Origin of the sequence: Zoogloea oleivorans, from assembly GCF_008107625.1 — a bacterium.
GTDB classification, from domain to species: Bacteria; Pseudomonadota; Gammaproteobacteria; order Burkholderiales; family Rhodocyclaceae; genus Zoogloea; species Zoogloea oleivorans.
This window is the reverse complement of sequence record NZ_SDKK01000003.1, coordinates 31289-46186: the sequence shown is the minus strand read 5'-3', so window position 1 is coordinate 46186 and position 14898 is coordinate 31289. Positions and strand designations below refer to the sequence as shown.

9 protein-coding genes are annotated in these 14898 nt (G+C 64.1%); 6 read left to right on the top strand and 3 right to left on the bottom strand.

Features of this window, described 5'->3' with window-relative positions:
• The first annotated feature begins 133 nt into the window (after positions 1 to 133).
• The 6 genes from tkt to ETQ85_RS03410 all read left to right on the top strand — a co-directional run bounded on the left by tkt (position 134) and on the right by ETQ85_RS03410 (position 7392).
• Positions 134 to 2164 carry a transketolase gene (tkt, locus tag ETQ85_RS03435; RefSeq protein WP_148577654.1) on the top strand — a complete coding sequence of 677 codons (2031 nt, stop codon included), beginning with the start codon at positions 134 to 136 and terminating at the stop codon, positions 2162 to 2164.
• A 90-nt stretch (positions 2165 to 2254) separates the two neighbouring features.
• Positions 2255 to 3283 carry a type I glyceraldehyde-3-phosphate dehydrogenase gene (gene gap / locus ETQ85_RS03430; protein ID WP_148577653.1) on the top strand — a complete coding sequence of 343 codons (1029 nt, stop codon included), beginning with the start codon at positions 2255 to 2257 and terminating at the stop codon, positions 3281 to 3283.
• 66 nt (positions 3284 to 3349) lie between these two features.
• Positions 3350 to 4534 (top strand): phosphoglycerate kinase, encoded by a 1185-nt coding sequence (locus tag ETQ85_RS03425; protein ID WP_148577652.1) that lies wholly within the window; start codon positions 3350 to 3352, stop codon positions 4532 to 4534.
• 160 nt (positions 4535 to 4694) lie between these two features.
• Positions 4695 to 5843 (top strand): GGDEF domain-containing protein, encoded by a 1149-nt coding sequence (locus tag ETQ85_RS03420; protein ID WP_148577651.1) that lies wholly within the window; start codon positions 4695 to 4697, stop codon positions 5841 to 5843.
• 46 nt (positions 5844 to 5889) lie between these two features.
• Complete coding sequence (locus ETQ85_RS03415; protein WP_187394567.1) at positions 5890 to 6630, top strand: response regulator; 741 nt, start codon at positions 5890 to 5892, stop codon at positions 6628 to 6630.
• A gap of 285 nt (positions 6631 to 6915) precedes the next feature.
• Complete coding sequence (locus ETQ85_RS03410; RefSeq protein ID WP_148577649.1) at positions 6916 to 7392, top strand: hypothetical protein; 477 nt, start codon at positions 6916 to 6918, stop codon at positions 7390 to 7392.
• A 15-nt stretch (positions 7393 to 7407) separates the two neighbouring features.
• Here ETQ85_RS03410 and ETQ85_RS03405 read toward each other — a convergent pair whose 3' ends face one another.
• From ETQ85_RS03405 to ETQ85_RS26095, 3 genes are all read right to left on the bottom strand, one after another.
• Positions 7408 to 9018 carry a tetratricopeptide repeat protein gene (locus ETQ85_RS03405; protein ID WP_187394566.1) on the bottom strand — a complete coding sequence of 537 codons (1611 nt, stop codon included), beginning with the start codon at positions 9016 to 9018 and terminating at the stop codon, positions 7408 to 7410.
• Positions 9019 to 9238: 220 nt separating this feature from the next.
• Entirely contained in the window at positions 9239 to 9907 is a 669-nt protein-coding gene (locus ETQ85_RS03400; protein ID WP_148577647.1) for a PEP-CTERM sorting domain-containing protein, read from the bottom strand.
• 87 nt (positions 9908 to 9994) lie between these two features.
• Positions 9995 to 14898 (bottom strand): SdrD B-like domain-containing protein (locus ETQ85_RS26095; RefSeq protein WP_187394565.1); only part of this gene is annotated, 4904 nt, incomplete at its 5' end.

The window sequence follows — 14898 nt, the reverse complement described above, 5'->3', positions numbered from 1 at the left end:
ATGCCGTAGTTTTTGCGGAGAAGCCCTCCTCTGCCCGCACGGTACAAATCCCCCGCCAAGGCTACCCAAGTACCCGGAAATCAAAGATAATTATGGTCTTTGCGCGCCGTTCCCCCGGCCCAAGGTTCTCCCGATGTCCTCTTCGCGTAACGTCAAGCCGCCCGTCTTCAACTCCCTGACTGGCGCCATCCGTGCGCTGGCCATGGACGCCGTCCAGAAGGCCAATTCCGGCCACCCCGGCGCCCCCATGGGCATGGCCGAAATCGCTGAAGTCCTGTGGCGCCACCATCTGCGCCACAACCCGGCCAACCCCCAGTGGGCCGACCGCGACCGCTTCGTTCAGTCCAACGGCCACGGCTCGATGCTGATCTACAGCCTGCTGCACCTCACCGGCTACGATCTGTCCATTGACGACCTGAAGAACTTCCGCCAGCTCCACAGCCGCACCCCGGGCCACCCGGAAGTCGGCTACACCCCCGGCGTCGAAACCACCACCGGCCCGCTCGGTCAGGGCATCACCAACGCCGTGGGCATGGCGCTGGCCGAAAAGATCCTCGCCGACAGCTTCAACCGCCCTGGCCACGCCATCGTTGATCACAGCACCTATGTCTTCCTCGGCGACGGCTGCCTGATGGAAGGCATCTCCCACGAAGCCTGTTCGCTGGCCGGCACCTGGGGCCTGGGCAAGCTGGTCGCCTTCTACGACGACAACAACATCTCCATCGACGGTCACGTGGATGGCTGGTTCACCGACGACACCCCAAAGCGCTTCGAAGCCTACGGCTGGCACGTGGTGCGTGACGTCCAGGGCCACGACCCGGTCGAAATCGAAGCCGCCATCCAGGCCGCCAAGGCTGAAACCGGCCGTCCGACCCTGATCTGCTGCAAGACCATCATCGGCGCCGGCGCCCCCAACAAGCAGGACAGCCACGACGTGCACGGCGCCCCGCTGGGTGCCGCCGAAATCGAGGCCGCCCGCGCCTACATCGGCTGGAACCACCCGGCTTTCGAGATCCCCGCCGATGTCTACGCCGCCTGGGATGCCAGGGCCAAGGGCGCTGCTCTTGAGACCGAGTGGAACACCCGCTTCGCCGCCTACGCCGCCGAGTTCCCCGAACTGGCCGCCGAATTCACCCGCCGCACGGCAGGCGACCTCCCCGCCGACTGGGCAGCCCACGTCGAATCCGTGCTCGCCCAGGTAATCGCCAAGGGCGAGACCATCGCCACCCGCAAGGCCAGCCAGAACAGCATCGAAGCCTACGCCCCCAAGCTGCCTGAACTCCTCGGCGGCTCGGCCGACCTGGCCGGCTCCAACCTTACCTTGTGGTCCGGCGCCAAGGGCGTCAGCAAGGCCACCGGCGGCAACTACGTCTATTACGGCGTGCGTGAGTTCGGCATGGCCGCCATCGCCAACGGCATCGCCCTGCACGGCGGCCTGATTCCCTACACCGCCACCTTCCTGATGTTCAGCGAGTACGCCCGCAATGCCCTGCGCATGGCGGCACTCATGAAGCTGCGCCAGATCTTCGTGTTCACCCACGACTCCATCGGCCTCGGTGAAGACGGGCCGACCCATCAGCCGGTCGAACAAACGGCCAGCCTGCGCCTGATCCCCAACATGGACGTGTGGCGTCCCTGCGACACCACCGAATCGGCAGTCGCCTGGGCCGCAGCCATCGAGCGCAAAAACGGTCCGTCGTCCCTCGCCTTCTCGCGCCAGAACCTCCCGTTCCAGCAAAGAAATGCCGAGCAGGTAGAAAATATTCGCCGCGGCGGCTATGTACTGTCCGAATCGGGCAATGCTTCACAGGCAAATCCGCTTCAAGCCGTTATCATAGCGACCGGCTCGGAAGTAGCGCTGGCCATGGCCGCCCAGAAGCAACTCGCCGATGACGGCATTGCCGTGCGCGTGGTCTCCATGCCCAGCACCAACGTCTTCGACCGCCAGGATGGCGCCTACCGCGCCGACGTGCTGCCCAAGGGCCTGCCCCGCGTGGCCGTCGAAGCTGGCGTTACCGACGGCTGGTACAAGTACGTGGGCCTCGAAGGCGCCGTCATCGGCCTCGACCGCTTCGGCGAATCTGCCCCGGCTGGCGAGCTGTTCAAGTATTTCGGCATCACCACCGACGCAGTGGTCGCAGCGGTGAAGAAGGTCATTGCCTGACGCGGCTTCGTTCGCGTCATCGTAGGCGCGGCCCCCCGGCCGCGGCCGCAGGATTTGTTTTTGTGTGAATAAGACTAGGGAGAAGATTCGATGAGCATCAAGGTCGCCATCAATGGTTTCGGTCGTATCGGCCGCTGTACGCTGCGCGCCATTTACGAGCAGGGTCTGCAGAACGAGTTTGAAGTGGTTGCCATCAACGCCGCCGGCGACCTGGCCACCAACGCCCACCTGCTGAAGTACGACACCACGCATGGCCGCTTCGCCACCCCGGTGGAAACCGAAGGTGAGGACACCATCATCATCGACGGCAAGAAAATCGCCTTCTACTCCACCAAGGATCCCAAGGGCGTCAACTGGGGCAGCCACGGCGTTGACGTGCTGCTCGAATGTACCGGCGCCTACACCACCAAGGCCAAGGCCCAGGCCCTGCTCGACCAGGGCGCCAAGCGCGTGCTGATCTCCGCGCCCGGCGGTGACGACGTGGACACCACCATCGTCATGGGCGTCAATGAAGAAGCGCTGAAGGCCGACATGACCGTCGTCTCCAACGCCTCCTGCACCACCAACTGCCTGGCGCCGGTGGCCAAAATCCTGTCCGACGCCATCGGCATCAAGCAGGGCCTGATGACCACCATCCACGCCTACACCAACGACCAGGTCACTGTCGACGTCCGCCACAAGGACCTGCGCCGCGCCCGCGCCGCCGCCGCCAACATCATCCCGACCAAGACCGGTGCCGCCAAGGCCGTCGGCCTGGTGCTGCCGCAACTGGTCGGCAAGGTCGACGGTTTCGCGCTGCGCGTGCCGACCATCAACGTTTCGCTGGTCGACCTGACCTTCACCGCCGAGCGCGCCACCACCAAGGAAGAAATCAACGCCTTGATGACGGCTGCCGCCAACGGCCCGCTGAAGGGCATCCTGGCCGTGAACAACGAGCCGCTGGTCTCCTCCGACTTTAACCACACCACCGTCTCCTCCACCTTCGACGCAACGCAAACCCGCGTCATCAAGGGCGAAGATGGCTCCGTGCTGGTCAAGGTGCTGGCCTGGTACGACAACGAGTGGGGCTACTCCTGCCGCATGCTTGACGCGGCCCGCGCCTTCGTCAACGCCAAGTAACACGTCGTATCGACGCCCCGCCCCGTGCGGGGCGTTTTTCATTCCGAAGCCACGAAGAACATCATCATGCAAGTCAAGAAACTCACCGAGCTCGACGTCTCCGGCAAGCGCGTCTTCATCCGTGCCGACCTCAACGTGCCGCAGGACGAAGCCGGCAACATTACCGAAGACACCCGCATCCGCGCCTCGATCCCGTCGATCCGCTACGCCCTCGAAGGCGGCGCCGCGGTCATGGTCACCTCCCACCTGGGTCGTCCGACCGAAGGCGAAGTCACCGCCGACGACACCCTCGCGCCGGTTGCCGTGCGTCTCGGCCAGCTGCTGCACAAGCCGGTCCGGCTGATCCAGAACTGGGTCGACGGCGGTTTCAGCGTCGCCCCGGGCGAAGTCGTGCTGCTCGAAAACTGCCGCTGCAACAAAGGCGAAAAGAAGGACAACGAAGAGCTCGCCAAAAAAATGGCCACCCTCTGCGACGTCTACGTGAACGACGCCTTCGGCACCGCCCATCGCGCCGAAGCCACCACCCACGGCATCGCCCGCTTTGCCCCGGTGGCCTGCGCCGGCATCCTGATGGGTGCCGAAATCGACGCCCTCGGCAAGGCTCTGCACGCCCCGGCCCGCCCGCTGGTGGCCATCGTCGGTGGCTCCAAGGTGTCCTCCAAGCTGACCATCCTGCGCTCCCTGGCCGACAAGGTGGATCAGCTGATCGTCGGCGGCGGCATCGCCAACACCTTCCTGCTGGCCTCCGGCAAGCGCATCGGCGACTCGCTGGCCGAACCCGACCTGGTCAAGGAAGCCCATGTCATCATGGACATCATGAAGGAACGCGGCGCCGAAGTGCCGCTGCCCGTCGACGTGGTCGTGGCTGACGAAGTCTCCGCCCTGGCCCGCGCCAACAAGATCTCCGTGGACGACGTGGCCGCCCACGACCGCATCCTCGACATCGGCCCGAAGAGCGCCGCCAAGCTTTCCGAAATCATCGCCAACGCCGGCACCATCGTCTGGAACGGCCCGGTCGGTGTCTTCGAGTTGCCCCAGTTCGCCGGCGGCACCAAGATGCTGGCCTCCGCCATCGCCCACTCCGAAGCCTTCTCCATCGCCGGCGGCGGCGACACCCTGGCGGCCATCGCCAAGTTCAACATCGCCGACGACGTGGGCTACATCTCCACCGGCGGCGGTGCCTTCCTCGAGTTCCTCGAAGGCAAGACCCTGCCGGCCATTGCCGCCCTGGAAGAGCGCTTCAAGGACTGAACACCGCCATTGGCGTGCAGCACCTTCGATGCGGCCCTCGGGCCGCATTTTCTTTTTTGAGCGTTGTCCCTGCAAAAGCGCCGCGGGGCGCCGATAATCAGAGACATACAAATTCACATGCCACGCCACGAAGCCCGGCTCCGTGAAGGCACCCGCGTTCATGCCCATCCCGGTCAGCGCCCTGATTGGATCGCCCCGCCGACTCGTGACAGCGATCGTGCTGTTCGTGGCGCTCGACCTGAGCGTTCTGCTCATCAATCTGTGGATTGCCGAGCAGGTGGCGCGAGATGCGGTCGCCATCAATCTGGCCGGTCGCCAGCGGATGCTCTCTCAGCAGACCACCAAGGCCCTGCTGCTGGCCACCCTGCCGAACCACGGCCAGAACACGGAATCCGCACAAAAGGAATTTGAAGACGCGTTCGGGCTTTTCAGCAAAACCCTCACGGCCTTTGCCGACGGCGGCGAAACCAGCGGTGGTGACGGCCCCCCCGTACGCCTTCAACCGGTACGCGGCGAAGGCGCCCGGGCAGTGGCTGCGGCCCGCCAACTCATCACCCCACTATCGCAGCGCAACTTCCAGGACCCCGCCGAGCGGGCCTGGGCCGCAGATTACATGGTGCGCCACAACCGCGAGATTCTGACCCTGATGAACCACCTGACCTCGGCGCTGGAGCATGACTCCATCAGCCGAACCCAGGACTTGCGGGCAATCCAGACCGGCGCCTTCGTGCTGGCGCTGGCCAACTTCCTGATCATCGTCCTCGGCATGGTCCGCAAGTATCGCTCCGTCGAACAGGACAGCCGGCGCTGGCGCGAGATCGCCCGCCACGACCCGCTGACCGGCATCGCCAACCGCAAGGCCTTCACCGAACTGGCGGGCGCCATTCTCATGCGGGCCAGCGGTGACGGGCAATCCGGGGCAGTGCTGATGCTCGACCTGGACGGTTTCAAGCCAATCAACGACCGCTTCGGCCATCCGGCCGGTGACCAGATCCTGATCGCCCTCGCCGAACGCCTGGAAGCCACCGCGCGCGCTACCGACGTGGTCGCCCGCCTGGGCGGCGACGAGTTCGCCATCCTGTGCCCGCTGCTGCACCGCAAGGAAGACATCGCCCAGTTCTGCGAGCGCCTTGTCGCCACCGTGGTCGACATTCCTGACGACGATTTTGCGGGCTGCAAACTGGGGGTCAGCATCGGTATCGCCGTCTATCCGGAAGACGGCTACGATCTCAAGCACCTGACAGCCCTCGCCGACCGAGCCATGTATGCCGCCAAACGGGCCGGCGGAAACTGCTGGCGCATCGCCTGACCCCATGTACCCAAACGCTTCAGCAAGCCGCAAGAACCTTCGGGTGATGATCATCGACGACACACCCCTGAGGGCCAAGGTGCTCCAGAGCATCCTCAAGGCCCAGGGTTTTACCGTGAGTGGGGTCGAGCACTCGGGCGCCGCCGCCATCCGCCTGATCGCCGCCAACCCACCCGCGGTGGCCTGTATAGACATGGATATCAGCGCCCCCGACGGCCTGAGCCTGGTAAGCCGCATCCACGCCAGCCACCCGGATGTCTACGCAGTGATGTTCGCCACCGACATCCGCCGCCAGAAAATCATCGGCGCTCTCGAGGCGGGCGCCGTCGGCTACGTCGAGAAGCCCCTCACCGCCGGCCGGATTCTTGATGTCCTCGACCCGCTGGCCGGCCTGCTCTCGCCGCAGGCCCTGCCCGACGGCGACGGACCCTCCGTCCTGGTCGTGGACCACAACCGACAGATGCGCGCCCTCCTTACCCACATGCTGCGCAGCCTTGGCTACCGGGTCATCGGCGAGGCCGCAAGCGGAATGGAAGGTCTGATCCTGCTCGAACGAGATCGCCCGGACGTCATCTGCATGGCTATCGACACACCGGATGTACGGGGTCTCGATGCCCTCCTGGCCATCAAGGCCTGCCATCCGGAGGTCACGGTCATCTTCGTCACTGCCCGCGCCGAACGGGAAACTGTCAGTGCCGCCATCCAGCGTGGTGCCAACGGCTACATCCTCAAACCTTTCTCCCTCGACAACGTGCGCAACGGCCTGCATCAGGCCAGGGTCTTGTAGCTGCCGGCTCGCCAAGCCCCAAAATGTGCCCCAAAAAGTCTGAAAAGTACGCTTCCCGGGCATGAACTCGACATGCACGCACGCCCCCCAAAAGCCGAACAAGTGGTCAAGGCATTGATAAAAATGAAAAATAAGAAACAGAAAAGGTTTTTAGAAAGCAGGAACAAAGTTTGCTAATGGTCCGGAGAGCTTCAATCCGGGAGATCGGTCATGCGACAAACCGCACATGCAGACAGACTCGCCACCCATGGCGACACCCGGGCTCTGACCCCGCACGGAACCACCATGAGCATTCATACCAACGATATCTGCATCGCCCGTTTCTCCGCCTGGGTGAGCAGCCAGCGCAAACTGAGCTTTACCCGCTACCGAACCAGCCTGCAGCGGGGCCTGAGCGTCCGGCGACGCGCCCAACTGACCCGACAGGCCATTCTCGACACCGTGGAAAAGCTGTTCCGGGAAGCCCTGAAAATGCTTTACGAGCTGCCCTTCGATGCCCGCAGCGTGAGAGTCGAGCGGGGCTGGTCGGCCCTCACGCTGCGCATTCTGGAACCCTTCCAGGGATTCTGTGAGGCCCTGCTGGACGACGCCCTGCGCTTCAACCAAAGCTTTTTAGCCATCTCGAGCATTGCCTACGAGCGGTTGCCGGGCGTCGATTACCAGATGGCCATGCGCCGCGAACTGGCCACTGCCTGGAAGGATTTCGCCCTCACGGCCAACGACCTGCTGGTGGAAACCCGCCAGGACTGCGCCGCGGCGTAAGCTCCGCCCCGCATCTTACTGCTGGGCCTCGCGGCGGATCTTCCATTCGCCGCCCTCCTTGACCCACTCCAGCAGCTTGCGCCCGGTATCGCTGTAGTTGCCGGACTGATAGCGCTGCTCGAAACTGACCGTGACCACCTCCCCCGCCAGCTTGTAAGCAGATTCCCCGATCTGCACGCGAATATCGCCCTTCTTGTCGAGTTTGGCGCGCCGATCTGCCTCCCAGGCATTGCGGGCACGCTGGTCGGCGGGCATGAAGCTGCTCGCGTAAAAAGCCAGGTAACGACTGGCGTCCTTGGCTTGCCAGGCCTGCCGCCAGGCTTCCATGCGCGAGGCAATCAGTTTGGCCGGATCCTCGGCCCCTGGCACCGAAGCCACGGGAGCAACGGCGACGGCAGCGACAACCGCCGGAGCCGGAACCTGTTTTGCCGCCGGCACCACGCCAAGCTGGGCCAGATGCTGGCGCACGGAGGTGTTGCCTGGCTCGAGAGCCTGCGCCCGCTCGAAGGCCTGGCGGGCACCTGCCCCATCGCCCCGGGCCACAAGCACCGCACCGAGCGTATCCAGGTATGTCGCACTGCCCGGCGCACTGGCGACGCCCCGCTGGGCCAGACTCAGGGCTTCATCGAGCTTGAGTTTCTGGCTGCTCAGCAGAAAGGCCAGGTTGTTGCCAATACGCACATTGTCAGGCTCCAGCTTCAAGGCATCCCGGTAGGCCTGCTCGGCCTCGGTCGGACGCTTCATGCGCTCGAAGGCCTGGGCACGCAGGGCGTGGGGCAAGGCACTCGTCGGGGCCAGGCTGGCCGCCCGCTTGTAGGCGTCGATGGCCTGCTCGGACTTGCCCAGCGCCTGCAGCGCATCGCCGCGGGCGAGCATGGCCCCGGCAAAATCCTTGCGCAGAACGAGCGCCTTGTCGAACAGGGCGAGGGCCCGGTCCGGCTGCCCCTGCTTGAGGGCGATCAGACCCCGTGCGTGGACGGCGAGAGAATCACCGGGAGCCCGCCGGATCGCTTCGTCGAGGGCCCGGCCAGCCTCGTCGAGCTTGCCGTCGGCAGACAGAGCGAGACCTAGTTGAAAATGAGCGGCACTCTGTTCCGGGTCTTGCCGGATCAGGTCACGCAACACGGCCACGGCCTCGCTCGGCTTCTTGAGTTGGTCCATGTAAAGAGTGGCCAGATCGAGCTTGAGGCGGGCCTGCTCCGGGTGAGCGCCAATGGCGGCGCGATAGCTCTCCTCCGCCGCCGCCGGCAAGCCCTGCTCGACCAGCATGCGTGCCTGGGCCTGCAGAACGCGGGGTTGCCCCGGGGCCATCGCGACGGCGCTGGACATCCAGTCGCGGGCCAGCTTGACCTTGCCCTGGGAATGGGTCGCCATGGCCAGCCCGAGCATCGCTTCGACGGAGCGCGGATTGTGCCGGTAGGCCTCGCCGAAGGCTTTCTCGGCCTGGTCGAACTGGCGCTCACGCAGGGCCGTCTGGCCCCGGTTGAGATGGACCAGATCAGGGCGAGCGGCCTCCGACAAGGATGGCTGCGGCGTGCCGGTAATCGGTTCGGCGTGGGCAGTGCAGGCAAGAAGGGCAAGGCCCGATCCCAGAACGAGGGCCGGGAGGATGCGGGTTCGGTACATGGAAACCTCGGGGAGGAGATGCTCGGCAGGGCAAAGAGGACGCAAGGGGGTCGAGAGCGACGATATCCCAAGGCCCGGGGCGCTGACGACCTCATATTTCACGGGGCTGCCTCGACTCATCGAAGAACGGGAATGAGAATGACAAAAAAGGGGGCAAGCCCCCTTTTTGTCATCAGCAGCACTTCATGCTGGCCGGGTGCCACGCGGCACCCGCCGGCAATCAGGCCTTGCGACGGCGAGCGGCGGCAAGACCCGCCAGGCCAAGGGCGCCCAGCGTGAGGCTGGCCGGCTCCGGCACATTGGTACCCGGGGTGCTGGCCTGGATCAGATCCTGGCTCGTGGCATTGGACCAGGTCGTCAGGTTGTAGCTGCCGGTAGCCGGATCGTTGGCGGTCAGCTTCTCAAGAAAAATCCATGCGGTGTCCAGTGCGTCGGTTTCTTCACTAGAACTGCTGGCGCCCGTCCAGTTGCTGTAGTTGCCCGAGTACAGATCATTGTTGTCGAGCGTTTCCCAAAGGGCGATCTGGAAACCCGCCAACTCCACGGCGCTGTTCAAGTTCAGGCCGGAAAAGCTCTGGTTGAACAGGGTCTGCGTATCGGCAGAAGCGGCCGAGCCGGCGGTGAAGTCGAGACCCGGGGGGGTCAGGGTGCCGGTGTTGACGCCTTGCAGCAGCTCGAAGCAGAAGGCCAGAAAGCTGCTGCCGCTGGTCAGGTTGTTGACGCTGAAGGCGCCGGCGACGACGTCGTGGGTGGTGCCGCTCACATCGACGTTGAAGCTGAGGGAGTTGATGTCCTGCTCCAGCACGAGGGAGTCGGCCTGGGCGGAAGCGCTGGCGAACAGGCCAATGGCGGCCAGGGCCAGGGCGGACTTCTTGATGATGCGATTCATGTATTGCTCCTAGGTTAAAAAAGTGACTGTTTTCCCGGATGGGCTCCCGCGCGCCAACCGCCTTCAAGCGGTCAGCGCGCGGGGGAATTACGCCGCCATCAAGGCGAATTGCTGCTCGTCGTACAGGTTGGCCAGCTGGCCGAGGGCGGTAACCGCACCGTCACTCACCGAAGCGGCAGCGGCACTCGCATCAGCCGTCGGGCAGGCCGCGGTAACGGTGGAAGTACCGAGCACCACGTCCAGGCTGTGGTCGTCGCCAAGCAGGGCCGACAGGCTGGGCAGCACCACACCGGCGTCCGCGGCGTCGGCCACGGAGACGTTGAAATACACGTCAGCCATGTCGATGCTGGAGCCGTCGGCCATGACGGCACTGGAGCGTTCCAGGTGCAGGTTGCCCTGGGCATCCACGGCCGGCAGTTCGACAAAGTCCACCTTCAGGCTGGCCACGCCGGCTTCGACGAGGGTACGCAGCTCGCCGGCATCGGTCTGGTGGTTGCCGTTCAGGTCCTGCCACACCAGCAGGTCGCCGAAGTGGGCGTCCTGGGCATTGACGAAACCATCGCCATTGCTGTCGAAGGCTTCCAGCTTGGCAAAACCGTCGCCCTTGCTGGTGCCGCCGAACAGTTCGGAGAGGTTGTCGACCTTGCCGTTGTTGTCGATGTCGATGGCCAGGAAGGCATCACCGGCAGAGATCCAGCCACTGCTGATGGCCTTGCCGTTGCCGAGCAGGTCGAACTTGCCGGTGGCGTCTTCACGGGCAATGGTCTGGATGCCGTTTTGATCCAGGTCGAGAACAATCGGGGTGATCGCCGCGTCCCAGGTCATGTCGGCTTCGCCGGACACCAGGGTGGTGTAGGCCGTGGTGGCCACATCGTAGGTGCCGTAGGCATCGGCGTCCTTGGTGTCGTCAGTGCCGATGTTCTTGGCCGCCCAGTACCACTTCGACATATCCACACCCAGGTAGGTGGTCGCGCTCTTGTCGAACACGACACGATACGACCCCGGATCCAGGTTGGTGAACTTGTAGTTGCCGCTGGCATCCGTGTAGGTAGTGGCAATAGTGGTGCCGGAAGCGTTCTGCAGGGACACCTTGACGTTGCCGATACCCGGCTCAGTGCTGTCCTGGATGTCGTCGTGGTCCTTGTCTTCCCACACCTTGTCGCCAATGCTGGCCTTGCGGTACAGGCCGGCATCCCAGGACTTGTCGCTTTCACCCGCGGTCAGCGAGGTCAGCGTGGTCCTGCCGGTGGAATCCACATCGGAATCCACCGCATCGTTGGTGCCCTGGTTCTGCTTGGTGTAGTAGTAGCCGGTCGGGGCCACAACCTGCACCTTGTAGTTGCCTACGTTCACATTGCTGAACAGATAGTTGCCGCTCGCATCGGTCGTGGTAGTGGCCACCACAGTGCCGAGCGAGTTGAGCAGCTTGACGGTGACACCCTGGATGCCGGCTTCGCCCGCGTCCTGCACGCCGTTGAAGTTCATGTCTTCCCACACCTTGTCGCCAATGCTGGCGGTGGTCGGCGGGCAGTAGATGCCGGCATCCCAGGTGAGGTCGTTCTCGCCGGCGACGAGGGTGGTGGCGATGGTCTTGCCGGTGGTCACATCCACGTCGGAATCGATGGCATCGTTCGTGCCCTGATCCTTCGCCGAGAAGACATAACCGCTGGGCGCAAGCACCTGGACCGAGTAATCCCCCGGCACCACGTTGCTGAACTTGTAGTTGCCGTTGACATCGGTGGTGGTGGTGGCCACGACAGTACCGGCGGCGTTGAGCAGCTTGACGGTCGCGCCACTGTAGCCGGCTTCGCCGGTGTCCTGGATGCCGTTGTTGTTGCTGTCCACCCACACCTTGTCGCCAATGGACGCCAGCGGCTTGTAGAAGCCGGCATCCACCGTCAGGTTGTTGCTGCCCTGGGTGAGGGTGTAAAGGCCGGAGATACCGCTGGCATCGATATCACTGTCGGTGGCATCGGTCGCTACCGAGGCGTCCTTGGTGGTGACGATGTAACCGCTCGGGGTAACGACCTGCACCTTGTAGCTGCCAGCGGCCAGCTTGTCGAACAGGTAGTTGCCGCTGGCGTCGGTGGTGGTCGTGGCGATCACGGTGCCGACGCTGTTGAGCAGCTTGACGGTGACACCGGCAATACCGGCTTCACCGGCGTCCTGCACGCCGTTGGCGTTGCTGTCTTCCCACACCTTGTCGCCAATGCTGACATCGGTAGCGCAGAAGGCCGAGGCGGTATTGACGACCAGTTGATCGATCTTGAAATAGTCCTCCGGCGAGGTGTCGGTGGTATCGGCGGCGATGATCAGCACGTTGCCGACGTAACCGGCAGCGTTGAGGTCAGCCCAGCGGGCCGACGTCAGCGTCGTCTGGTTCACCTCGGTGAAGCCCATGCTGGTAAGCACGGCGTCAGACAGGGTGATGTGGCTGTCGAAGGCGCCATTGACGGTGCCAATCCACACCTTCACGTCGCTGTCGTTAACCACGTAGCCCAGATAAGCCTTGTCCACCACCACGGACTGGGAGAACTCGAACAGGACGAAGTTGTCCCGGCCGACGTTGTCCACCGTGTGGCTGACATCGCTGCCGGAGCCTTCGCTGCTGTCGGTAACGCCGAGACCGCCACCATAGGAACCCAGCCAGGCCGAGGACCAGGTGCCGTAGGTCTTGTCACGGCTCCAGGCACTGGTGTTCACCGAAATGCCGTTGCTGGTGTAGCTGCGAATGTTGCCGTTGGTGCCATCGGTGGCGGAGCTGCCGCTGAAGTCGAAGGTGGCACCAACCGACTTGACGGTCAGGCCGGCATCCCACGACAGATCGTTTTCACCGGATTCGAGGGTGGTCAGCACACTCTTGCCGGTGGCCTGATCCATGTCGGAGTCGACCGCATCGCTGGTCCCCTGATCCTTGGTGGTGAGGGCGTAGCCGGTGGGCGCCACCACCTGTACGGCGTAGCTGCCCGGCATCAGATCCTTGAACTGGTAGTTGCCGTTGATGTCGGTGAGTGCCGTCGCCACCACGGTGCCACTGGCATCGAGCAGCTTGACGGTGACACCGCACACACCCGCCTCGGTACCATCCTGGATGCCGTTGTTGTTGCAGTCGGCCCACACCTTGTCGCCAATGGAGGCCTTCTGGTAGAGACCGGCATCCCAGCTCAGGTCGGCTTCGCCGGCGGCCAGCGTGGTGGTGATGGTCTTGCCGGTGGTCGGATCGATGTCACTGTCGGTGGCATCATTGCCGCCCTGGTCCTTGGCGCTGACAAAATAGCCCGTCGGCGCAACAACCTGGGCGGAATAATCGCCAGGTACCAGGTTGTTGAACAGGTAGTTGCCGTTGGTGTCGGTCGTGGTGGTGCTCACCACGCTGCCGACGCTGTTGAGCAGCTTGACGGTGACACCGGCCAGGCCGGCTTCACCGGCGTCCTGCACGCCGTTGGCATTCTTGTCGAGCCACACCTTGTCGCCGTAGGAGGCCGGCTGCTTGACAATGCCCGCATCCCAGCTGAGATCCACTTCACCCGCATCGAGCACCGTCAGATCCATGTGGCCGCCGGTGTTGATGACGTCGGAATCAACCGCGTCGTTCGTACCCTGATTGGCGGCCGTGAAGGCGTAGCCGGACGGCAGCGTCCACTCCTGCACGTCGATACGGTACTGGCCCGCAGCAACATCGTCGAAGCGGTAATTGCCGCCGGCATCGGTGGTGCGGGTATCCAGCACGTTCCAGTTGGCGTCGCGCAATTCGACCACAACCCCCTGGACGCCTGCTTCGCCGGCATCCTGGATACCGTTGGCGTTGGTGTCGTAGAAGATCTTGTCGCCGATGCTGGCAGTCTGCTGGCTCAGGCCGGCATCCCACGAGAGATCGTTTTCGCCGGATTCCAGGGTGGTAGTGATGGTCTTGCCGGTGGTCTGATCGACATCGCTGTCGGTAGCGTCGTTGCCGCCCAGATCCTTGCTAGTGAAAGCGTAGCCGGCGGGGGCCACAACCTGCACCGAGTAATCGCCCGGCACCAGATCCTTGAACAGGTAGTTGCCGTTGGCATCGGTCGTGGCGCTGGCCACAACAGTGCCGGCAGCATTCAGCAGCTTCACGGTCACGCCGGTGATGCCGGCTTCGCCCGTGTCCTGCACGCCGTTCTTGTTGGTGTCGAGCCACACCTTGTCACCGATGGAAGCCTTCTGGTACAGGCCTGCATCCCACGTCAGGTCGGTTTCACCGGCGCTGAGGGTCGTGTTGATGGTCTTGCCGGTGGTCGGATCAATGTCGCTGTCGGTGGCATCGTTGCCGCCCAGATCCTTGCCGGTAACCGTGTAGCCGGTCGGTGCGACGACCTGCACGGCGTAATCACCCGGGGTCAGGCTGCTGAACAGGTAGTTGCCGTTGGCGTCGGTGGTGGAGCTACCCACCACGGTGCCGGCGCTGTCGAGCAGCTTGACGGTGACACCGGCCAGACCGGCTTCACCGGCGTCCTGCACGCCGTTGGCGTTCTTGTCCAGCCACACCTTGTCGCCGATGGCAGCAGTGCGTTCGTCGACGAAGTCGTTACCGGTGCTGGTCGCGCCCGGGGCCAGCGTCACGGCGATGCTGTTCGGGTTGCCGCCGTCGATGTCGGAAACGTCCAGGTAGCCCGGCTGGTTGGTTTCGACAACGGTGTAGGTGCCAGCCGGCACGTTGTTGAACGTGTAGTTGCCGTTGGCGTCGGTGGTGGTGGTTTGCACCACGGTGCCGGTGCTGTCCTTCAGCTGAACGGTGACGCCCGGAATCGGGGTGTCGCCGCTGTCGTTGTTGTCCAGATCTTCGCGAACCGTGCCGGAGATGGAGCCCGGGTTGGCGACGATGCCGGCATCCCAGCTCTTGTCCGACTCGCCGGAGTCGAGCACGGTCTGGATGGTCATGCCAGTGGCGCTGTCGGCGTCGCTGTCAGCGGCGTCGGAGCCCACGTCCTTGCTCGTGAACACGTAGCCGGTCGGCAGCGTGG